This window comes from Acetoanaerobium noterae (genome assembly GCF_900168025.1).
GTDB lineage: Bacteria > Bacillota > Clostridia > Peptostreptococcales > Filifactoraceae > Acetoanaerobium > Acetoanaerobium noterae.
This window is the reverse complement of sequence record NZ_FUYN01000002.1, coordinates 64,504-87,861: the sequence shown is the minus strand read 5'-3', so window position 1 is coordinate 87,861 and position 23,358 is coordinate 64,504. Positions and strand designations below refer to the sequence as shown.

The 23,358-nt window shown below is 34.7% G+C and carries 19 protein-coding genes and 1 tRNA gene; 5 read left to right on the top strand and 15 right to left on the bottom strand.

Translation table 11 applies throughout. The annotated features are described in order from the left end of the window. Nucleotides 1-76: 76 nt before the first annotated feature. Both B5X47_RS03990 and B5X47_RS03985 read right to left on the bottom strand, forming a co-directional pair. Nucleotides 77-166: transfer RNA gene (locus tag B5X47_RS03990), tRNA-Ser, on the bottom strand. An 81-nt stretch (nucleotides 167-247) separates the two neighbouring features. Beyond that, nucleotides 248-721: a nucleoside deaminase gene (locus B5X47_RS03985; protein WP_079588926.1), complete on the bottom strand. Its 474-nt coding sequence runs from the start codon at nucleotides 719-721 to the stop codon at nucleotides 248-250. Nucleotides 722-856: 135 nt separating this feature from the next. Here B5X47_RS03985 and B5X47_RS03980 point away from each other — a divergent pair, with 135 nt between their 5' ends. From B5X47_RS03980 to B5X47_RS03965, 4 genes are all read left to right on the top strand, one after another. After that, nucleotides 857-1,672, top strand: a complete 816-nt coding sequence (locus B5X47_RS03980; protein WP_079588925.1) for a copper amine oxidase N-terminal domain-containing protein — start codon at nucleotides 857-859, stop codon at nucleotides 1,670-1,672. Nucleotides 1,673-1,809: 137 nt separating this feature from the next. Continuing rightward, nucleotides 1,810-2,688, top strand: coding sequence for a pyridoxal 5'-phosphate synthase lyase subunit PdxS (gene pdxS / locus B5X47_RS03975; RefSeq protein ID WP_079588924.1), 879 nt, complete (start codon nucleotides 1,810-1,812; stop codon nucleotides 2,686-2,688). A 1-nt stretch (nucleotide 2,689) separates the two neighbouring features. Further along, complete coding sequence (pdxT, locus tag B5X47_RS03970; protein WP_079588923.1) at nucleotides 2,690-3,265, top strand: pyridoxal 5'-phosphate synthase glutaminase subunit PdxT; 576 nt, start codon at nucleotides 2,690-2,692, stop codon at nucleotides 3,263-3,265. Nucleotides 3,266-3,605: 340 nt separating this feature from the next. Beyond that, nucleotides 3,606-5,228: a methyl-accepting chemotaxis protein gene (locus B5X47_RS03965; protein WP_079588922.1), complete on the top strand. Its 1,623-nt coding sequence runs from the start codon at nucleotides 3,606-3,608 to the stop codon at nucleotides 5,226-5,228. Nucleotides 5,229-5,332: 104 nt separating this feature from the next. Here the strand turns inward: B5X47_RS03965 and B5X47_RS03960 are convergent, their stop codons facing one another. Both B5X47_RS03960 and B5X47_RS03955 read right to left on the bottom strand, forming a co-directional pair. Continuing rightward, nucleotides 5,333-7,576, bottom strand: coding sequence for a U32 family peptidase (locus B5X47_RS03960; protein ID WP_242950999.1), 2,244 nt, complete (start codon nucleotides 7,574-7,576; stop codon nucleotides 5,333-5,335). Nucleotides 7,577-7,596: 20 nt separating this feature from the next. Next, complete coding sequence (locus B5X47_RS03955; protein WP_079588920.1) at nucleotides 7,597-9,333, bottom strand: ABC-F family ATP-binding cassette domain-containing protein; 1,737 nt, start codon at nucleotides 9,331-9,333, stop codon at nucleotides 7,597-7,599. Between the two features lie 266 nt (nucleotides 9,334-9,599). On the opposite strand from B5X47_RS03955, the gene B5X47_RS03950 reads away from it, so the two are divergent. Next, the gene (locus B5X47_RS03950; protein ID WP_079588919.1) at nucleotides 9,600-11,396 is read left to right on the top strand and encodes a methyl-accepting chemotaxis protein; all 1,797 of its coding nucleotides are present in this window, start codon (nucleotides 9,600-9,602) and stop codon (nucleotides 11,394-11,396) included. Between the two features lie 105 nt (nucleotides 11,397-11,501). Here the strand turns inward: B5X47_RS03950 and B5X47_RS03945 are convergent, their stop codons facing one another. From B5X47_RS03945 to B5X47_RS03900, 11 genes are all read right to left on the bottom strand, one after another. Beyond that, nucleotides 11,502-13,316 (bottom strand): ABC transporter ATP-binding protein, encoded by a 1,815-nt coding sequence (locus B5X47_RS03945; RefSeq protein WP_079588918.1) that lies wholly within the window; start codon nucleotides 13,314-13,316, stop codon nucleotides 11,502-11,504. 32 nt (nucleotides 13,317-13,348) lie between these two features. Beyond that, a complete protein-coding gene (locus B5X47_RS13855; protein WP_200805080.1) occupies nucleotides 13,349-13,507 on the bottom strand; it encodes a hypothetical protein in 159 nt (52 codons plus the stop codon). Nucleotides 13,508-13,738: 231 nt separating this feature from the next. After that, nucleotides 13,739-14,791, bottom strand: a complete 1,053-nt coding sequence (locus tag B5X47_RS03940) for a uroporphyrinogen decarboxylase family protein (protein ID WP_079588917.1) — start codon at nucleotides 14,789-14,791, stop codon at nucleotides 13,739-13,741. 25 nt (nucleotides 14,792-14,816) lie between these two features. After that, nucleotides 14,817-16,604, bottom strand: a complete 1,788-nt coding sequence (locus B5X47_RS03935; RefSeq protein ID WP_079588916.1) for an ASKHA domain-containing protein — start codon at nucleotides 16,602-16,604, stop codon at nucleotides 14,817-14,819. Further along, a complete protein-coding gene (locus B5X47_RS03930; RefSeq protein ID WP_079588915.1) occupies nucleotides 16,597-17,628 on the bottom strand; it encodes a uroporphyrinogen decarboxylase family protein in 1,032 nt (343 codons plus the stop codon). The genes B5X47_RS03935 and B5X47_RS03930 overlap by 8 nt, the downstream gene beginning before the upstream one ends. 13 nt (nucleotides 17,629-17,641) lie before the next feature. Continuing rightward, nucleotides 17,642-18,298 (bottom strand): corrinoid protein, encoded by a 657-nt coding sequence (locus B5X47_RS03925; RefSeq protein ID WP_079588914.1) that lies wholly within the window; start codon nucleotides 18,296-18,298, stop codon nucleotides 17,642-17,644. A 35-nt stretch (nucleotides 18,299-18,333) separates the two neighbouring features. Then, nucleotides 18,334-19,404: a uroporphyrinogen decarboxylase family protein gene (locus B5X47_RS03920; protein WP_079588913.1), complete on the bottom strand. Its 1,071-nt coding sequence runs from the start codon at nucleotides 19,402-19,404 to the stop codon at nucleotides 18,334-18,336. A 27-nt stretch (nucleotides 19,405-19,431) separates the two neighbouring features. Continuing rightward, nucleotides 19,432-20,298, bottom strand: coding sequence for a uroporphyrinogen decarboxylase family protein (locus B5X47_RS03915; RefSeq protein WP_079588912.1), 867 nt, complete (start codon nucleotides 20,296-20,298; stop codon nucleotides 19,432-19,434). Continuing rightward, the gene (locus tag B5X47_RS03910) at nucleotides 20,295-21,230 is read right to left on the bottom strand and encodes a CobW family GTP-binding protein (protein ID WP_143215755.1); all 936 of its coding nucleotides are present in this window, start codon (nucleotides 21,228-21,230) and stop codon (nucleotides 20,295-20,297) included. The genes B5X47_RS03915 and B5X47_RS03910 overlap by 4 nt, the downstream gene beginning before the upstream one ends. 27 nt (nucleotides 21,231-21,257) lie before the next feature. Further along, the gene (locus B5X47_RS03905; protein WP_079588910.1) at nucleotides 21,258-22,274 is read right to left on the bottom strand and encodes an ABC transporter ATP-binding protein; all 1,017 of its coding nucleotides are present in this window, start codon (nucleotides 22,272-22,274) and stop codon (nucleotides 21,258-21,260) included. A gap of 10 nt (nucleotides 22,275-22,284) precedes the next feature. Next, nucleotides 22,285-23,328: an ABC transporter substrate-binding protein gene (locus B5X47_RS03900; protein ID WP_013360297.1), complete on the bottom strand. Its 1,044-nt coding sequence runs from the start codon at nucleotides 23,326-23,328 to the stop codon at nucleotides 22,285-22,287. Nucleotides 23,329-23,358 lie beyond the last annotated feature (30 nt).

Below are 23,358 nucleotides of genomic sequence, written 5' to 3'. Positions count from 1 at the left end.
TATGCGGAAAATGTGGAAAATAAAAAACCTTGTATTTTCAACCGTTACGGTCAAATACAAGGTCACATTAATTTATTGGCGGAGAGAGGGGGATTCGAACCCCCGATACAGTTCCCCGTATACCCGCTTTCCAGGCGAGCTCCTTAAACCACTCGGACATCTCTCCATAGTTTATTAATTAGTGCATCAATTATTGGAATTTTATCTATATCATTTGTTTGCTGTAATACATTTTGTGTATTCTTCTTTAACTACCTATTAAGGTTTTCTTTTTGGCTTTTCTTAGATGCCTAAAAAATCTCTTTATGATGTACGGACTGATAGTCTTGATATATTCATAGTTTACATTATGAGGAATCATTCTGTCCTTTAAAATAGGCAGATAGCTCGATACACATCCTCTTTTAGGGTCTATTGCTCCTATGTAGAGATTCTCTATACGTGAATCCATGATTGCCCCACTACACATGATGCATGGCTCTAGAGTAACGTACATATCACAGCCAACTAGTCTCCATCCACCTAGATGCTTAGCTGCTTTTTTTATTGCTATTAGCTCTGCATGTCCTAGAGGATCTTTATTTTGCTCCCTATTGTTATGAGCTCTTGCTATGATTTCTCCATCCTTGACTATTACGCATCCGATTGGAACCTCATTTATGCTATAGCTTTTTAAAGCTTCTTTCAAAGCTTCTCTCATAAAAAAATCTTTATTCATCATAAATCGCCTCGTATCATTTTATACAAAAATCCACTGATTGTCAATAATATTGTAACCTTTGACCCTTGTAATGACCTCTAGGTTAGTATACTATTAAATTAATAATTTTTTAAATATTTTAGAGGAGAACTTTATATGAAGAAAAACAACATTTTATTTAAATCTTTTCTGCATAAGCTCGGAATTATCACTATTATTCTCATATCAATTTTTACTTTTTCTTATGGTTCATCTCCAGTGTATGCAAACCACAGCATAGGTGTCTACATAGATAATAAGCCCCTAAAAATGGACGTTCCTCCTATAATAAGAAGTGGTAGAACTCTAGTTCCCATTTCTGCTATAGGAAATGCTCTTAGCTGCAAAATCACTTGGAATGAGCGAAATCAAAGCGTAATCATAAGAAAACAAGCTTCTATTATAAGGCTATCTATAAATAGCAAGCTAGCATATATAGATGATAATCCTATGCATCTAGACTATCCCCCTATAATAGTGAATGGTAGAACTATGGTTCCTCTTAGCTTTGTTGCAAATGCTCTGAATTACGATATTAAGTGGGACCCTGTTCGTATGAATGTATATGTGCACTCTGACCCTGTTAATATGACTATGGCAGAAGCTAAAGCTGCTGATAGCTCAATAAAGGTACTAGATATTACTACCCTAGAGATGAATATCGATGGTCAAATTAAAAAAGTTCAGCTTGCAAATGTAGTGTGCTCAAATGAAGACAATAAGCTTTTAAACACTGGTGGAGCTTGTATCTTAGGCAGTATTTCAAATCCTAAGCTAGATGAAATTAAAGAGCTTTTAGCTTCCGGAAATGTAAGCATAAAGGTTACTCAAAATCTAGATAAAGACACTGTAATAGCAGAGGTATATATAGACGGAGCATCTTTAAGTCAGCTTCTTATAGAGCTAGGATATGCAAATAGTATAAATAATTAATCTAGATGCGTATCGATTCAATTCTCCTTTTTTAGTAAGTTTATCATAATTGTATTGTAATTTTCCAAATAATATGGAAATATATAGGAGTAACACCAATACAATTATCGATACACTTACATAAAGGAGGCAATACAATGGAAAATCGTTATGACTTAAACAAAAACTTAGCTCAGATGCTAAAGGGCGGAGTAATCATGGATGTAACAAATGCACAGGAGGCTAAAATAGCTGAAGAAGCTGGAGCTTGTGCAGTTATGGCATTAGAAAGAGTACCTGCTGATATTCGTAAAGATGGCGGAGTAGCTAGAGCCTCTGACCCTAAAATGATAAAAGAAATTCAAGCTGCTGTATCTATACCAGTAATGGCAAAGGTTCGTATAGGGCATTTTGTAGAGGCTCAGATTTTAGAAGCTCTGAGCGTGGATTACATAGATGAAAGCGAAGTGCTTACACCAGCAGATCCTAGTCTCCACATAGATAAAAAAGCCTTTAATGTGCCTTTTGTATGCGGAGCAAAGAATCTTGGAGAGGCTCTTAGAAGAATCGGAGAAGGTGCTTCTATGATTCGTACTAAAGGAGAGCCTGGAACAGGCGATGTAATTGAAGCAGTTCGCCATATGCGTATGATGAACAGTGAGATAAGACGTATACAGGGACTTACTAAGGAAGAGCTGATGAATGCAGCTAAAGAGCTTCAGGCTCCTATAGAGCTAGTGACTTATGTACATGAGCACGGAAAGCTTCCTGTTGTAAATTTTGCTGCTGGTGGAGTAGCCACTCCTGCCGATGCTGCTATGATGATGCAGTTAGGCTGTGATGGTGTGTTTGTAGGCTCTGGAATATTTAAATCTGGAGATCCAAGAAAGAGAGCTGCAGCCATAGTAAAAGCTGTAACAAATTACAATGACCCTAAAATATTGGCTGAGGTATCAGAAAATCTAGGCGAAGCTATGGTAGGTATAAATGTATATTCTATAGCGAAAGACGATATAATGGCAGACAGAGGTTATTAATATGAAAACAATAGGGGTTCTCGCTCTTCAAGGAGCTTTTATCGAGCATGTAAATCATATAGAAAAGCTAGGTCATAAAGCTGTAGAAATACGAAGAAAAGAGCAGCTTGAAGGTATCGATGGAATAATTCTTCCTGGTGGAGAAAGCACTGCAATCGGAAAACTACTAGTCGATTTTGATATGAAGCAAGCTCTAAAGGAAAAAATAGAATCTGGGTTTCCTGTTTGGGGTACCTGCGCAGGAATGATATTACTAGCCAAAAAACTAGTAGACGACCCTACAGTTCATCTTGGCTGCATGGATATCACTGTCAAAAGAAATGCCTATGGAAGTCAGCTAGATAGCTTTATCACTGTAGATAATATAAAAGCACTGGATGACAAGCCATCAAAGCTAGTTTTTATAAGAGCTCCATATATTGAAGCCATAGGAAATACTGCAAAAGCGCTTCATACTGTAGACGAAAATATAGTAGCTGCAAGGCAAGAAAATATGATGGTTACATCCTTTCATCCTGAGCTTACAGATGAAACCCTGTGGCTTGAGTACTTTATAAACAATCTCGTTATAAACTAAAAAAACAATACAAAACCACTATCAAATTTTAACTTTATACTTCCAGTTAGATAAGGTCTTATAATAGACGACTTATCTAACTGGAAGTTTTTTATGCTCTTTTTTATCGGTCTTTTAATTTTACAAAGTTTTCTCTCTTTTTAGCCTAAAATCAGTATTGATATCCTAATCTATGATTATTTTTTATACTTGTTATATAATTTACTTTATATATATATGAAGTAAATATAATTTATGTTAAAATGTAGTCAATATATCCTAATCCATTTGTAACATATTGTCTAATACATAATACTACGATGTAAGGATTCATAATAAATAGTGTAAAGGGAGGTAAAAAATGAATAAAAATACGATATTCATGCTGATATCTATACTGCTAGGAAGCGGCGTAGGTTATGCTTACGGAAATCAGATGCTAGGTTTAGTTCCAGCTCTAGTAATAATCGTGCTACTTATAGCTATTGCTATATACATATCCGCTTCTTCAGGCATAACTTCAAACAAAGACTTAATAAACGGTCTAAAAGCTGTAGTATCTGGAGATTACGGCTATAATTTCAAAATGAAACTAGGAGCTACTGGCGAAATGGGAGAGGTAGCTGCTGAGCTTGATAAAATCATGCTGGCAGTAAATCATATGATTGCTAAAATGAAGGTTTCTGGCGAGCAAAGTGCTTATGAAAGCGAAAAGGTATATCACCAGCTCGAAATCAACAACGAGGTCTCTTCAAACATCAGTCATGCCGTTGAAAAAATAGCTTATGGCTCTACTGAGCAAAAGGAACATATAGATGAAATAACTGAAAATTCATCTGAAATGACAAAGCATGCAAGCTCTATAGCTGATAAATGTGAGCATAACTACAAGCTATCTGTTACAGTAGAAAAAAGTGTAAACGATGTAAAGCAGTATGTGGATAAGCTCCTAGATGGAATAGAATTTACAGGAGATGTAACAAAAACCTCTGCAAGCAAGATTCACGATTTGAAAAGAAAAGTGGAGAATATATCTAACTTTATAACTGTAGTTACTAAAATCTCAGAGCAAACTAATCTTCTAGCACTGAATGCTTCTATTGAGTCAGCAAGAGCTGGAGAAGCTGGAAAAGGCTTTGCAGTGGTTGCAAATGAAGTTAGAAAGCTAGCCGAAGAATCTAGACTAGCATCAGAGGATATCATCAAAATAGTAAATGAAGTAGTAAAAGAAACCGAGCTAGTAGTAGAGCAAATAGACAGTAACACTGCAACTGTAGCTCAAAACGTCAGCATGGTTTCAGAGGTGAAAACCCTAATAGAGCAAACTGCTACTCACATAACTCAAATGGAAAATGAAATTTCTTCTATCAAAGATATTACTATAAACCAAGCCAAGGAATCTGAAAAAATAGCTGAGGCTTTAGCTCAAGTATCAAATCTATCAAACGATATAGCATCTCAGACTCAAAATGTTTATGCCGCTTGCGAAGAGCAAACCTCAAGCGCAGAGCAGATGATGTCTTCATGCGAAATATTAACAAAATCATCAAAGGATGCACTCGATCAAGTTAAAGAGTTTTCCAAAGGAATTGTAATTAGCGAGTTAAAGAAAAAAGAAATAAATCGTTTAATCTCTGAACTAAAAAAGCTTGCTCTGACATCAGCTCTTACAGGGATGGATTACAATCAGCACAAAAAAGCTATAGATGATATTGTGAGTAAAGAAAAGAATCTATCTGTAGTATATTCTGCAACTCCAGAGACTCACAATCTACACTACATAAACCTCAACCTTAAGATGGATACTGTTGCTTTTAGAGAGTGGTACAAAAACCCACTCACATCTAAAAACAATTATATTTCTGAGGTATATGTGCCACTGGGTTCTGATAGTCCATGCGTGACTATATCAGTGCCAATACTTGATAACGGGCAAGTAGTTGGAGTTCTAGGTGCCGATTTAGAATTATCAGAAATTCAATAAATTATTAATTTAAAAACCTTTGTAAAAAATGCTCCTTTGGATTTATTAATCCGAAAGAGCATTTTATTTTTAAACGCAATTTATAGATTTCAACTTGGATATTTCTACATAATCTCTTTATTGAAATGTCCTCTTGTGTCAGTTTCTTTGTTAAATATAATTTGATTATCTTTACTTTTTAATTTTTTCATTGCCATATTAATGGTTTTAATAACCTGTTCTTTAGACTCAACCGTAAAATTCAATCTAAATGCCTCTACTCCTTCAATGTTTTGAACCTCATCTAAAAGATTGAGAATCTTTCCATTAAGTATAGTTGTAGTACAATCATCATGAGTAATGATAGGAAATGTCCCATGCTCATCTTTTAACTCATAGCTCCTAGTTTTACAACTACCGCATTGATTCATTTTTTTTAGTGGACAATATTTTGAAAACATCATAGGTGCTCTACCATATACAATCATCTCTAGTGCTGGATAACCATCATTTTTTTCATAATAAGAACTTATTAAATCCTCAATTTGCGTTTTGTTCAATTCGTATGATAGCGTAACTCGTTTTGCTCCTAATTTAAATAATTCGTAGCAGCTGTCTGAATTAACAACATTTAGAGAATAGTCCGTAATAAAAGGATTTGTTTTTCTATAGTGGTAAATTCCACCATATCCTCCAATTAGTAATTGTCCTTCTTTTTCCTTATAATCATTCTGGTTTCTTCTAACAGTATTATCAAAATAAATTTCTTTAATTCCACAACTCACGCAAGCATCATACTGCTCCTTAGAAGTTACAGAAGCAGTAAAGAATGGCTCTCTTGGAGTAAAGCTTATTTTTTCTTTTGCCTTAAAAGCCTTAATGCTTTTTTTCTTGCTGTTAAGCTTTAGCTCATACAAAGCTTGTACAATTTCTCTTCTTGCTACATTTAACAATTTTGCTGGAATAAATACATTACATTCCTCATAAATCACATTATTAAGCTCAAATATTGTATCATTTAGTCTTGAAAATTGTTTTATTACTTGCTCTTTTGTTGTTGGATTATTAATTGCTTCACTTAGTATGTCTTCGCCTTCATATAAATAGTTAAAACCCAAGCCTTCTGCTTCTATAATAAGCTTTGAATTTGGTTGTGCATACACCTTAATATCCAAATTAAAACGCTTAAATTCTTTTTCTAGTGACGATTCTAGCTCTTTGTAATATAAGTAATCTTTTGTTAAATATACGACATCATCCTTAGAAATCTTTTCTTTTATTTTGATATAGCCTACATCATTAGCTCTATTTATTAGCTTACCTTCTTTATCGTACAATTTTACGACAGTTAGAACAATATCTTCATTGTTATGGCTTATCCTTATAATATCATTTTGATTTAAAGGTCTTGTGAGCTTTATTTCGTACATGCCTTTAACAATATTACTAATTCTTCCAATTTCATAACCATAATTGTTTGGTCTTAATATATTTGTTATATCTTTCTTATCCTCATGAAATAAATATCCTTTAGTAAATGTTCTATTAAAAGTTTTACTTAGATTTGTTTTATCTTCTTCAGTTATTTTATAATCTAGAGCTCTTCGGTAGCGTGATACTACATTAGCAACATAGGCTGGTTCTTTCATTCGCCCTTCTATTTTCAAGGAATCAATTTCCTTTAAATCGTCAATATAATCTATTGTGTTTAAGTCCTTCGTGGATAAAATATAATTTTTTCCTAAAGCCTCATCAGCTGTCTTATCGATTATTTCATATTCTTTACGACATGAACCAACACATCTTCCACGATTTCCGCTTCTATAGCCTATTAACCCTGACATTAAGCAGTTTCCAGAATAAGATACACATAAAGCACCATGAACAAAAATCTCCAAAGGTATTTGTGCTATTTTCTTAATCTTTTTTACTTTTTCAATGGGAACTTCCCTAGACAAAACTATTCTTTTTGCCCCTAATTCTTTGAACAATAAAGTCCCGTCTAAATCATCTATCCCCATTTGGGTTGAGCAATGCGCTTCCATATCCACAAAGTTGTTAACTAAATAATCAAAAGCCGCAAGGTCGGCAACAATAATTGCATCAACTCCTATTTCATTTAATTGATGCATCTGCTGCTTCATAGCTTCAATTTCATTTTCAAAAACTATGGTATTCATAGTTACATAAATTTTGACATTTCTAAGATGAGCATAAGAAATAGCTTCTTTTAACGATTCAAAATCAAAATTTGATGAGTATGCACGTGCTCCAAATTTTTGCATTCCTAAATATATCGCATCACATCCATTAGAAATTGCAGCTATTAAAGCCTCCATATTTCCAGCTGGAGCTAGTAATTCAGCCATTTTCCCCTCCATATTATTCTCTAATTCGAACTAATTTCTTCTAATTGATTGCATAGCTTTTCTACTTTCATTAGCTCATCCATTTTAAAAGCTAATGTAATTTTTGCTTCTAGCTCTTGTTTTTTCTTATCTACTTCTAAATACTCTTTATTGAAATATTTATCATATACCATCTTTCGAAAGGTTCTTGTACGCATACGCTTTAACGTCTTATCTTCTACTAGTAAAACATGGTCTGCACAATTAGCTATAAGATAAAAATCGTGGCTAATCATTAGTACAGCTCCTTTATATTCAGAAATAGCTTTTTCCACAGCCATTTGGACATAAATATCGAGATGGCTAGTAGGTTCATCAAGTATAAGAAGCTCTGCGTTGGTATTTGCAATCATGGCTATTTTGAGCAAATTCTTTTCTCCACCAGATAGCTGTCCAACCTTTTGCTTTAAGGCATCCCCTTCTAAACAAAATTTCTCTAGATATCCGCTAATACTCTCTTTTGTCTCAAATCCTAAATTCTCCATAACTTCAAACACAGTTTTTGTTTCATCTATATTCTCATCTGTTAATTGTGATAAGCATGCATAATTTATATTCTCATCAATTTTAATTGAGGGATGATTGTTCTTTAAAATATCTTTTATCAAAGTAGTTTTTCCTGTACCGTTTGGACCAACAATAGCTACTTTCTCTCCTGATTTTAATTCAAAACTAATATTTTCTAACAAAACATCATCAAATGAAACGCTATAATCTGTAACGCTTAAAACCGTATAGTCATCTTTTACTTCCACTGGCTTAAATTCAATAAGTGGTTCACGAAGCTCAATAAATGGTTCTTTAATTTGTCTTGCAAGTAAACGGTCAAGCTGTGTTTGTTTCGCATTTACAGCATTTCCAAGTGTAGGATTAGCCACTATCGTAGCTCTTATTCTAAGAGCATCGACCATCTTCTCGGTACGATAAATTTCTTCTTGCTCTTCGATACTTTGTTGCTTAAGTTTTAACTTTTCCTTTAATTGAGAACAACGATATTCTGAATAACTACCATCATATTCTTGAATATCGCCGTCCTCTAAATGTAAAATCTTATTAAAACAATGATTCAGCAAATATCTGTTGTGTGTAATAGCTAATAATGTGCCCTTATACCCATTAATCAGCTTGCAAAGTCTATTTAAGTTTCCAAAATCAAGAAATACATCTGGCTCGTCCAAAACAAGAAGATTTTGAGATAATAACATTTCTTTCATAATTTGAAGTAATTTATACTCTCCACCACTGAGTTCTGATAGCTTCGTCTCCTCTAATTCACGCATACCCGCTAAATATAGTTGTTTTTGGATATTACTAATATAATTATCTCCATCCATTGACACAAATTCATCGAGTAGAGCTTGATACTTTTCAAATAAAGGCTCTACATTCTCAGCTACAGCCATTTCTTCACATATAGCAACTGTAGCATTTTGATTTTTAACGAATTTTTCGCTCAAATATTCAAATACAGTCTGCTCTTGTTCTTTATCTCGCACTGCAAACTGACTAGCATAACCAATACGGCAACTTTCATCTTTAATTATCTTACCGTCATACATATATTTATCTGGGTTAATAATCATATCAACAAGAGTCGATTTACCCGAGCCATTGCTTCCTATAAAAGCGCAGTGTTGTCCCATTTCCAACGAGAATGAAACCTCTTTATACAATACTTTTGCAGGAAAATCAAAGGAAAGTTTTTTTACTTGAATCATTTTGTTATCCTCAATTCTAAAAGTTTTTATCTAAATTATCACAGTAAATTATAGCAACTAGCACTACATAACACAAGAAAAGTTCTCAAATAATGACATACACATTAAAATTCTCTATATAGCTAATTACATAGCTAAAAACTTATTGTATAATTAAAGTTAAGTAGTTTTAAATTTGCCCTCTATGGGTAATAGTGTAAAGAAAAATTATTTGTTTTTTGAAATAAATTTGTTGTTATAGTAATCATTTGAATGGGGGCATAATTTTGAAAGGTACTGTTGTAGGAACTTGGGTCAAAACGCTTAGTCGCATGTATCCAGAAGATATCGTAAAAGAAAAAATGAAAGTGGCAGGAATGGATCCTAACAAAGCCATATCACCACTAGACGATATAGAGGATGCTAAGGTTTTTAGATTTACAAACGAAATATCAAAGCAATTTTCAATAAAAGAAGAAGACCTGTGGAGAGAAATAGGAAGAGATAATATCAAAGCATTTTATGAAGGCTACTCATCATTCTTCAAAAAAGCTAACCTATTTCAATTTCTAAACTCCATGAATGATGTCCACCAAGTAGTTAGAAAAAGAATTTCAGGCTCTAACCCTCCTGGACTGGATATGGAGATAATAGGAACAAACGATGTACTGCTTACATACCGCTCTAAACGTGGTATGTTTAACTATCTTCATGGACTTATAATAGGGGCTAAAGCTCACTTTAACGAAGACGTAAAAGTAAAAGAGCTATATAGAAAAGATGGAGAGATGCAGCTTCAGCTTACCTTTCCATATGAAGTAAGAAAAAGAAAAACTTACCAAATCAACAAGCTAATGTCTCTAGGCTTTATAAGGGATTTAGGAGCAAAGGTTTCTATTTTCGCAGTAATTATAGGGCTAATAGCTGGATTTTTAACCAAAGATGTAGCCTATGGCTATGTGATTACTCCAATAGTAACTGCACTTTTTGCATTTATAGGCTTTAAAATGCTGAGCCTTCCTCTTGAGGATATAAAAAATGAACTAAATGCTCTTTCTGCTAAAAACTTTGTAATCACAACAGAGATAGCTACAGGAAAAGATATGTACGAAGAAATCCACAGCGCTCTTAATAAATACAAGGAATCAGTAGCTGAGGACTTTATAGGATTTAACAGTATGACTGAAGAAATGCAAGGCTTTAGCGATACCTTAAGTGGGATTTCTAAGAAAATGGACACTACTAGCAAGGATATAGCAGATGTAGTAGAGCAGCTTGCTTACTCTGCAACTACTCAGGCTGAGGAAACAGAGCACGGTGTGAGCATGCTTCAGGACAATGTAGAGAGCATCAAAAATATATCTGAGCAGGAAAACAAAAACAAAACCGAGCTAGAGGACGCTCTTACCAATATCAAGGATTCATTCAAGGCTCTTGATAACACAGTAGTTAGCCTTGGAAATATTCTAGAGAAGTTTGAAAACGTGAGAAATGAAAGTATCAATTTAAAAAACAAAGGAAAAGAAATAGAAGAAATAGCTTCATTTGTATCAAGCATATCTTACCAAACTAATCTGCTAGCACTTAACGCTTCTATCGAGGCTGCAAGAGCAGGAGAAATGGGAAGAGGCTTCTCAGTTGTTGCTGAGGAAGTTAGAAAGCTTGCTGAGCAGTCAGAAACTGCCGCTGATAACATCAAAGAAAACGTATATGGCTTCTTGTCTGAAATGGACAATATGGTAAGTAGTATAACAGATCAGTACGATGTAATAAATTCAGAAAGCACTTCTATAAAACAAGCTATAGAAAAAACAGAATCTGCCAACGGCAAGATAGAAACTGTAGCTGAGAAAATGCTAGTAACAGCAGTAGAGCTAGAGAGTCAATCAGAAAAAATCACTTCTATGTTTACAAACATAGAATCCCTAGCAGCTATAGCTGAGGAAAACTCTGCATCTACAGAGGAAGTAAGCTCAAATGTAACTAGCTACTCAGAAGAAATTCTAAAGCTTACTGAAGGAATAAACGACTTCCAAAAACTTACAAACGAGTTCAAGGGATATATTTCAACCTACAAGCTCTAAAATTTCTCATTAAATCTTTGCAGCTTACAATTGAGTTTAATAGTATTTATTTTATTTAGTATTAAAGCCTGATTTCAACATTTCGCTGAAATCAGGCTTTTTAATTTACTCAGGTTTCTTTTTAGCATCTATATCCTCTGGAAGTGTATCTTCTTCTTGATTTCCTTGAGTATATAAATCGTAGTACATTCCCTTTAGAGCCATTAGCTCGCTATGTGAGCCTTGCTCCTTTATACCCTCTTCAGTAAGCACTAGTATCTTATGCGCCCCTCTTATAGTAGAAAGTCTATGAGCTATAGTAAGGGTAGTTCTTCCTTTAGAAAGCTCTACTAGAGACTGCTGGATGATTCTCTCACTTTGGTTATCAAGAGCTGAAGTCGCCTCATCTAGTATAAGTATAGGCGGATTCTTTAAAAATACCCTAGCTATACTGATTCTTTGCTTTTGTCCTCCAGAGAGCTTTACTCCACGCTCTCCTACATAGGTATCAAATCCATCGTGCAGATTCATGATAAAATCATAAGCTCCAGCTAGCTTTGCCGCATACTCTACTTCTGCTTTTGAAGCTCCTGGTCTTCCGTACTCTATATTTTCAAAAACACTGCCTGAAAATAAATACACATCCTGCTGAACCATTCCTATCTTGGAACGAAGGCTGTTTAGCGTGAAGTTCTTAATATTGCTATCATCTATAGAGATATTTCCCTCAGTTACATCATAAAATCTAGGAATAAGATTACAAAGCGTGGTTTTTCCTCCACCAGATGGGCCAACTAGAGCTATGTTTTCTCCAGGCTCCACTACAAAGGAAAGCTTTGAAAGTACTTTATTGTGGTCATCTGGGTATTCAAAGCTCACATTGTCAAATGTAATTTTGCCATCTACATGCTTTAGCTCTACTGCATCAGGCTCGTCTTTTATATCCACATCTGTATCCATAATCTCAATAAAACGCTCAATGCCTGTCATTCCTCTTTGGAACTGCTCCATAAACTCAACTATTCTTCTAACAGTTGCAAGAAGAGTGGTGACATACATGATGTAGGCAAGTAAATCCGCTGCGTTTATTCTTCCATTTAATATGAAAAATCCTCCAAGAAGTATAACCATAAGGTACATGATACCGTCAAAAATTCTAGTCATACTATGAAAGCCTGCAAGATATTTATATGCCTGTTTTTTAATTCCTAAAAACTTTTGGTTGTCTCTTTCAAACTTCTCTTTTTCTATTTCTTCATTTGCAAACGAACGAACCACTCTCATTCCTAGTAGAGCATCCTCTATCCCTGCATTTAAATCTCCTATGTGGTTTCTCTGGCTTTTAAAAGCTGACCTCATCAGCCTGTTAAACTTCGTAACACTCACTAGCATTATAGGTATGAATATAAATATTGCCATAGTAAGCACTAAATCTATTTTTGCTAAAACAGCAAATGAAATTACTAGCTTTAGTCCACCTATAAAAAATTCCTCAGGACAGTGATGAGCAAACTCAGTTACGTCAAATAAATCGCTCGTTATTCTAGCCATAATCTGACCGACTTTTGTGTTGTTGTAAAAAGAATCAGATAGATTTTGAAGATGAGAAAAGGCATCCCTTCTCATATCAGTTTCTATCTTTGCACCCATGATATGCCCCACACTTGACATATAGTAATTGCCAAGCACATCTATAATTCTAAGTACGAAATAAATTCCTGCCATCTGCCATATCAGCTCTTTAGTAAGAAGAGCCGCATCTTCCATTCCGACAGTTGCTATCTTTCTAAGGATAAGCGGAAGTGCAAGCTCGCAAAGTGTTGTAAGAGAAGCAAAGAATAAATCTAAGTAAAGTGTAGTTTTATACTTAGAAAAATATGGGACAAAGCGCTTAAACAATTCCCATGTGCTGTGTTTTCTATTTTGTACATTTTCCGCCATATTTTCCCTCCTTAATAAAGTCCAAATAAGTTTTATTTATTAAGAGAACCTGCTCTTTTCATACTTTTAAATCCTTTACTCGGACCTGAATTCGTTTTACTAGTTGTACTACCAGCCTTTCCTTGTTGTGTACTTTTTTTCTTTTTTTCTTCAATTAATTTTTTCATTTGTTCTATGTTTGTATTTGACATATATTAACTCTCCTTTATTTAAGTTTTCTGTTTTTATTTATAAAATTCATACATACAAAATATTTTATCACATTTCATTCAAATCACCTATAGCAACTAATTCTACTATTTTTATTTAAAAATATCAAACTAGTGATACCAAATCATATATTTAAATTAAAAAAATATCCACAATAAAAATCCACTTAATAGAGATAATTCTCCTCCTATTAAGTGGATTTTAGGCTTTTTTTACTTCATTCTTCCATATACTCTAGCTGCGTCTATAAAGTGCATGATTTTTTCAGGCGGAGTTCCTATTGGAATATCACAGCCTGAAGCCAAGATGTAACCGTTTTTGCTGCCCATTCCTTTTTCGCAGCATACTCTTACAGCTTCATAGATATCTTCTTTCGTTCCATTTAAAATTACTCCAACTGGATCTACATTTCCTATGACTAGAACTTTGTCTTCATAACCCTGCCTGAACTCGCCTATGTCTTCTATATTATCGAGACTAAATCCAGCTATTCCTGTACTTACTATTTCTTCCCATACAGGCTTTGTTTTTCCGCAAATATGCATTATGCCAGTGCCTCCCATTCTCTTTCTTATATGGTCTTGGCAAGTCTTGATGGTTGGAAAAACGAACTCCTTGTATACACTTTTATTTATAAGAGTACTTGAAGCAATAGGATCAGCTATCCCTGGAGTAATTCCTAAATCCATAATTGCATCCATGACATTAAGTGTACTTAGTGTAGCTATTTCAAGTATTTCTTTGATTTTATCTGGATTTCTTCTTAAATCTCTTAAGAATTTTTCTGTGCCTATTAAAAACGCTGTCGTAGTAAATGGCCCACCCACTGTATTTCCTATGTTTACCTCATTACCTAGCTTATCTTGAACTATTTTTAAAGCTTCAAGATATAGCTTTAGCCTTCCATCCTTATATGGATTAATAGGATTTAGCTTAGAGATTTCTTCATAGCTTGATATAGCAGGAGCAGCTATTTGGGGTATATCATTTTTCGAAAAGTGAAGCCTTGCTCCCATAGCTTCAGGGATTCCTTGAAGTCCAGGCCCTATACTGCAATTGTCAGCACGAAACATTTGAAAGGTTCTTATTATAGTATCTACTATTATTTCAGTGCTGTGGTTATAGTCATCTAGAGAGTAACCAAAATAAGTGGCATAAGACTCTCCAGTAAAAGGACAGCATGGCACTCTATCTATTTCTTCTCCCCTACCAAATGCATCCATCCTTTCTTTTGGTGTCATTTCATCCTTTGGTATAGCAATCATAATAGCCCCCTACTTTCTCTAAAAGTTAAAATAATAGGCAATCAGCAAATAGTCTCTCATATCCATCAGATGCTCCTAGCTCCATATAGTCTATAGTTTTTGCTATTTTTTCAAGGTCTTTTTTGATGTCATCTGACATAAGCGCCATATATGCGCCAGTTTTTGACGAGTTTCCTACATAGGTTATTTTGCTTTCTACTTCTTTTGGAAGTATTCCTGTACCTGTTAAGCTATCCACTGATAGATGAGAGCCAAATTGCCCAGCAATTACGACCTTATCTAGTTCATTTATGGAAATACCCGATTTATTTAGGAGAGCATAAAAACCAGAAAGTATAGCGCCCTTTGCAAGCTGTATCTGCCTTATATCTGACTGAGTTATATAGAGAGCCTGGGCTTTATCTTCTATCATAAACTCTCTTTTTTTACCATTTAGCCTGATGTATTTTTGTCTATAGTCATCCTCTGCTAATTTTTCTTTTTTTATAAAGCTTCCGTCTTTTTTTACTATTCCTGTTTTTAATAATTCTCTTAATGCTGCTAATATCCCACTACCACATATACCTATTGGCTGCTGCTCTCCTATAACTGAGAGTCTGACTTGCTCTTTATCTATTACCATATCCTCTATAGCTCCAGTTGCCGCTCTCATGCCACAGCTGATATTCATTCCTTCAAGTGCTGGCCCTGCCGCGCAGGAGCAAGAAAGAAGCCTACCATTGCTCGCAAGTACAATCTCGCCATTGGTGCCTATATCAATAAATAAAATATTGTCTTTGCTGTCATGAAGCTTTGCAACAAAAGCTCCCGCTACTATGTCAGAGCCTATATAAGAAGATACTCCAGGCAGACAGTATAGCTTGCCATTACTATTTATGTTTATCCCTATGCTAGAAGCTTTTATGTATTTTGATTTTACAAATACAGGTGCATAAGGAGATTTTCCAATTGAATTAGATTTTATTCCAAGTAAAAAATGAAGCATAGTAGTATTTGCAGCTACTGAAACCTCATATATATGCTCTTTGCTTATATTTGCACTCATGCACATTTCAAAAGTCATTTTATTTATTAAGTTTACTATTTCATGTTGAAGATTTTTAACTGCCTGCTCTTCATTTTCTAGAGCGTAGGTGATTCTAGTAAGAACATCGAGTCCAAATTTTTTCTGAGGATTAATATCTGAGCTAGACAAGATAGCCTTGCCACTGTTCATGTCCACAAGGTCAGCCGCTACGGTTGTAGTTCCGATATCTATAGCAAGTCCATAAATATTATCTGTTGTATTGCCTTTTTCAATTGCAATAACCTTATCCTTGTCAAATACAGCTGTCGCAACTCCATCAAATGGCTCTATCATTTTTAAAACATCAAAATCCACCTCATCTAGTGAGAGGCTCTTTAAAATTGCATCTTCAAAAGAAATTTGATTTTCAAGAGAAGGCTTTTCTATCTCAAATAATTTCTTAGATATAGAAGGACTTAAATTAAATTTTGGCATATATCCTGTAGTTAAAATTTTATGTTCTCTTTCCTTATGAAGAGTTTCTATTACTAAATTACTTTCTGGATGAATAAGGCACGAAAGCCTCACTCCTTCTTTAATTTCACTTTCACTTAGAAATTTTTTCTCTGCTTCAGGTATTTCGCCTAGACTTCCTTCTGTTATTTTTACTTTGCATTTTCCGCAAGAGCCCTTGCCATTGCAAGGGTTCTCTATAAATATATCGTTGTCATGAAGAATTTGAAGCAAATTTTGACCAGGCAAATACTCAATAGCCTTACTGCTTCCTTTTACAAAAATCTTAGGCATTATTTTTTGCATCTCCTTCTGTCAGTGCGCTCAGCATGGACCTTACATTTTTCAGCGAGGACTTCATACCAAGTCCACATGCTGGCGAAATGATATCAGAACCATCAAGCACGCATTTTTTTGTCATATCTGCAATTTTTTGCATCTCCCCAAACTCGATTGTATATGTACTTACATTTCCCATAATAAGTCTATTTCCTAGGTTTTTCTTGGCTTCAGAAATACTCACTATAGAATCAAAGCTAAGTACATCACTTTCTATCTTGTTTACTTCTTTATATACGTTCTTCATTTGTCCACAGATATGCACTATGCTTCTTTTGCCTAGCCTTTTAACTTCAGCTATTATTTGATTTATGTATTTTACTGCAAATTCATCAAACAGCTTTGGTCCTAGTATCTCCCCTGTACCACTCGGGTCAGATATAGCTATGATGTCTGCTCCTGCTTCTATCTGCTTTATAGCAAACTCTGTAATTTGCTTTGTAATAAAGGTCATGTACTCATGAGCTTTTTCGTTATTCTTTCTAAGCTCCTTATAAAAAACTACAGGCTCCATAATAGAACTGGCAGTGCTTATAGGCCCTGTGATATTTCCTATTATAGGAACCTCTGTATTTTTGGCTTTGAGAATTTTTATGGCGTCTATTACTGTGCTTGATCTTCCTTTAGAAAAATCTATAGCCTCAAGTTTTTCCCACTCAGATACAGAGCTTATGTTGTAATTTATTACATGAGGCTCATAGATATTGCTCCCCATATCAATGTCTGCTCCAAATTCCTCTGCTTCAACAGTCATACAAAATGGAACTCCATAGTTTTCAAAACAACCTTCTTTATACACAGCCTCAGATAAATCAGCCATCTGCTGAGGATTTTGGTGAGCATCTGGAAAACTTATTTCGCATAGCTTAATAAGTTCCTCTGTCACCATGTTCATCATTCCACCTGGACATATGCAAGGAGGTCTATCCACTTCTTGATGATTTAGAACCTTTTCTAGTCTTTCCTTTGGAGTAAGCATATAAATCTCCTTTCTATGCAGTAACTAGCAATTTTTTTGCAAGCTTAACTGCCTCAACTGCATTTGAAGAATATCCATCTGCCCCTATAGTGTCCGAGTATTTCTGAGAAATAGGCCCTCCACCAATTAAAACCTTAACCTTATCTCTTAGTCCTTCTTCCTTTAATCTATCTACTACTGTCTTCATTCCACCCATAGTAGTAGTCATAAGAGTAGATAGGCATACAAAATCAGCTCCTACTTCCTTAGCTTTACTTACAAAGCTATCAAGAGGAACATCTCTTCCTAAGTCAATCATTTCAAAGCCAGCTGTTTCTAGCATTATTTTCACAAGATTCTTTCCTATATCATGCGTATCTCCTTCTACTACTCCAATTACACCCTTTATCTTTGCTTTATCAGCTTCCTCTGCTGGCAGGTGTGGTCTTAGTATGTTAAGCCCTTCATACATTGCATCCGAGCATAAAAGCACATCTGTAACAAAATATTCTTCCTCATCATATAGCACGCTTGCTCTGTTCATCCCATCAACTAGCCCTTGCATAATACCATCAAACGCTTCATATCCTGCTTCTATATATTCTTTACTAGCCTCTATTACATCCTCTTCTTCCATATCTACTACACCATCTGACAGTCTCTTTAGTAAAGCCTCTTTTGATTTAAGCATTTTATTTCCTCCCTAAAAGTAGTTATTCTATATTTTTATTTAAAATTTGCTGAGTCAAGCGGCCATTTGCCATATTTTCTTGCTGATTCCATAAACTGATCTATATTCTCTAGTGGCAGATTACCAGAAAGGTCACAACCAGATGCAAGAATATATCCACATGGACTGTCATAGCCTTTTTGGATACAATTTTTCACTGCTAAGTCTACATCCTCTTGATTTCCTAGATAAAGGACTTCAACTGGATCGACGTTTCCTAGTATAGGTACCTTATCTCCCACCATTTGTTTTGTATACTCTAAATCTACTCTATTATCAATACTCAGCATATCGCAGCCTGATTTGACCATATCTGACACTATAGATGTAGTATCTCCACATATATGGTAGCAAACCATCCCCTTAGCTTCGTGAATTTCTTTCATAAGCTCGATAGTATAAGGAAGAACAAATTCTCTATACTGTTTCTGATGCAGTATAGTGCCTGATGCTATAGGGTCACATAATAGTATAAGTACCCCTTCCTTAATAAACTCTTTGCATATCATTTTTAAGGCTTCATTACAAAAATTAATTAATTTATGAAGCTTCTCTGGATTTCTTCTTGTAGCTCTTAAGAGGTTTTCTGTTTTATAAATACTCGCTGCTGCAGTAAAAGGCCCTGATATCAAAACTCCTGTAGGCACCTCATGTCCGATTTTTTCTATAATTAGTTTTGCCGCCTCCAAATGCAATTGAAAGGCTTTGTCATTTTTTAGCTCTAGCTTTGACATGTCTAGCTTATCTACATCATCCAAATCTTCTAAGATATATTTGACAATAGCTGGCACTGCATCTTCAGGATCAGTCATTTCACTTCCTAGAGCCATACCTACGCCATGAAGGCCATATTCAACTACAGCTAGGTCATTTCCAAATCTTTCATAGCAAGCAATCTGAGCATTTGCCTCGTTTACTGCACTGCTTCTCTTTTCCTTATGGGTCATTCCCAAAGCCAAGCCTGACATTGAGCACGCTACTGGCATAGCCAAAATTCTGTCCATTGGCTTTCCTGTCATAAAAGCTCCTAATCTTTCATTAGGGGTCATCTGATCTTTTTTATGCATATATTTCCTCCCAAGTTCACTTTATATTTATATTAATTCTATGGATTTTATGACTCTATCTTTCAATATATAATTTTTATTCTTGATGCACATTTCTCCCAAAAATTTTGCTTTTCCAATCATACTAACGCAAGCTTTATCGTATTTCATAGACTCTACTAGCTCAACATCTTTCCATTTTGCTTTATTCGTTCCAATTAAAGCAAAAGATGTTTTGGGACAAAGTAGCATAATTGAATCCTCAGTTATAATCTGCTGAGCTTCTTTTAATAGTGGGTAGGTAAACATCTCAACTATCTGCTCGGATAGTTTAGGTCCTAGGATATTAAGCCCCCCAGAAGAATCTCCATAACTAAAAATATTAACTCCCATATTTTGTGCTTCCCTTATAAAGCGAAGTAATTCAACTCTCAGCTTTTCTAAAATTTTCTCCATTACTTCAGGAGATTTTTTAAAAGCTTTAAAAACATACCTCAAATCAATTAGAAGGTTCAAAATCGTAAATGGTCCCGATATATATAGTGCTACATTTTCGCCTTCTTGCCTTAGATAACTACAAGCTTTCAGAACCTCTGCCAGTCTTCCCTTCGAAAAATCAAGCTCAGAAATGCTCAGTAAATCTTCTATGCTGGATGTGAGATAATCCTTGCCCCTAGGTCCTATTCTTTCATCACCGTAATTTATAACTGCGCCTAATGCTTCTCCTTCTAGAGTATGGCAAAAAGGCAAAGTGCAAAATGATGCGTCTTCATGATTTTTAATCTCTTTAGCTAAAACTGCCATGTCTTCCCAATTTTTATACGCATCTGGAAATTTAAGCTTTGTTTTTTGTACTATTTCCTCGTTTACTCCTGCTCCATTATTATATGTACAGTTAAAATCAGTTATGCTCATATTAATGCCTCCAAAACATCAGAAAACAAACCTTTGATATATGCTTGGTTCAAATCCTTGCCTATCACCGATATTTTTGTATCCTTGCTAGTATTTAAATACTCCCAGTCAAAATAATTAGGAGTAAAATCAAAATGCACAAAGCTAGAATCTGCTAGCTGAATTACTCCTTTAGCTCTTAACACTGTTCCCAATTCTCTATTTCTGAAAATATTTGATAAATTTGATAGCTCTTCCATAGATAATTTGTTTGGATTGTGAATTGAAACTGTAGTAAAATAACTCGTTGCTGGAATTGTTTTACCTGAGCCTGCAACATTAAGTTCGTGATTATACGCAGTTTTTAAAATATCCAAGGTTTTTTGGGTAGGATAGGACAGATAGTCTTCAGAAAAAATAACTGCTGAATTATTGACAGCTTTTATCTCATCCGTAATTTTCTCTAGAGCTGATTCATTTACATCCTCTATGTGAGTTATTATTATAGCCTTGGCATTTTCAATTTGATTGATATAAAACTCTCCAAAGCTATCTATATAGTCTTCGAATGAGCTAGCATCCACTAAAGTGACCACGCTCTGAATCTCAATGGTTTTAACTGAAGTCTTTGATATATCCTCACAGACAGCTACTATATCGGATAGGCAGCCTACCCCAGATGGCTCGATAAAAATATGCTCTAAATCATAATTGCTAGTGAGTTCATCTATGGTAGTTCTAAAATCCTTTATCAAGCTACAGCAGATGCATCCTGAGAATATCTCTTTTATTACTAGCTCTTCCTTGATAAAAAGCTCAGAGTCTATGCTTACATCAGAATACTCATTTTCAATTAAAGCAATTTTTCCTTTCATAAAAGGAATCACTTTTCTAATAAAAGTAGTTTTTCCTGCTCCTAAAAATCCTGAAACAATATGTAGTTTAGTGCTCAATCTAATTCTCCTTTGCCATTGCTTTAACTAATCAAAATATAGAATTTTATCTGGCTTAATTTTTAAGTTCACTATGTCTCCAATAGAAAAACCACTGCATCTGTCAACTAAAACATCCACATCTACATATTCATCCATGATTTTTACAGAAAATCTAACAATATTACCTTGAGGTATGAGGTTACTTATCACACCACTTAAAATAAACTCATTAGCTTTAGCTTCAAGCTTTTCTTTATGAATTTCTATAGACTCAGGTCTTAAGCCTATAGTATGCTCCTTGCTATACTTTCCACCTGTTATCTTAGAAAAAATTTCAGCTTCTATGACATTATAATTCCCCATAAAAGAAGCCACATATTTGCTTTTTGGCGTAAGATAAAGCTCAGCCGAGGTTCCTGACTGCTCAATTACTCCATCTTTAAATAGATGTATGGTATCTGACATTATCATTGCCTCGTCTTGGTCATGAGTTACCATTATGGAAGTCATATCATATTCCTTATGTAGTTCTTTAACTTTTAGCTGAAGAGCTTTTCTTAGCTTTGCATCGATGGCATTAAAAGGCTCATCAAGTAGCAAAACCTTCGGCTTCATTACGAGAGACCTTGCAAGTGCAACTCTTTGGCGTTCTCCACCTGAAAGCTGAGAAGGGTAACTTTTTACTTTTTCCAGTAAGTTTACAGACTCTAGAGCACTCATAACTTCATTTTTAATTTTACTTTCTGGCTCTTTTTTTAACTTTAGCCCATAAGCAACGTTATTAAATACATTCATAGTAGGAAATAAACAGTAAGACTGAAATATCATTCCTATATTTCTATCTCCTGGATTTTTATGAGTAATATCTTCAGAATCTAGCATTATTTTTCCATTATCTATACTTCCAAGGCCTGCAATAGACCTTAGAAGTGTAGTTTTTCCGCATCCCGAGGAACCAAGAAGCGTAACAAATTCATTTTTTTTGATAGATAAACTGATGTTTTTCAGCACCTGATTATCTGCATATGACTTACTTACATTTATAATATCTATATAAGACATCGATAACACCTTACTTTACATCTTGGGCTTTTTCAACAAAACTCATATCTATGATATTGTCAAATCCAACTTTATTTTTTAGAACTCCTGTCTTTAATGAGAAGTTTTCCATAGCTTCATAGCCTTCTGCTGATATTTTGCAATCAGGAGAATAAGCTATTTTTATTAGAGAAATTCTTTCTATTAAATCTTCTTTTGTACTTCCATCATGGTATGGCATAAGCACCTCAGCTACTTCTTCATCGCTGTGTGATGTAAGCCATTTCGCACCTTTAACTGTAGCATTTACAAATTTTTGCACTGTTTCTGGATTTTCATCTACAAATTTTTTAGTAGCTGTTATAATAGAGCCTTCAAATTTTTCTGAGCCAAACACTCTTTTTTTAGTTTCCATATCTGCACCGTCTACAAGGAAGTTTGCTCCTATTGCAGAGAATTTGTTTCTGTTGTAATGATCCATATAAGAAGCATCAATAGTTCCTTGCTCTAAAGCTGTAATAGATGCTCCATACTGCATTTGAGCAAAAGTAACATCCTCTGCTGGGTTAAGTCCTCCTTCTTCTAAAATGCTCCAGATAAATGAATATGGTGCTGAGCCTGGTGCTCCTGCAAATACTGTTTTTCCTTTTAGCTGTGATATTTCAGTAATATCCTTTGAACCTGCAAATCCGTAAAGTCTAGTAGTGTCAAGTGCTGCAACAACTTTTGATTCTAATCCTTCATCAAAAGCTCTAAACACTGGTTCTATAGATAGCATACAAAACTGAGAATCTCCAGCATGCATACCTTGGAAAGCAACTGGTCCATCTCCATATACTGCAAACTCCACATCAAGTCCTTGCTCTTCAAAGTACCCCATAGCATCTGCAATATGTACTGCTGCATAGTTCATTCCTCTAAATTCAGATACTACAACCTTTGTAAGTTCTTTTGACTCTGACCCTTCAGTAGTCTCAGCAGGTGTAGCTGTGTTACTACTACATCCAGTAAAAATACTCATAACTAAAGCTGCTGATAAAACTAAATTTGTAAATTTTTTAATATTTTTTTTCATAATCTTCATCTCCTTATTATTAAATACAAA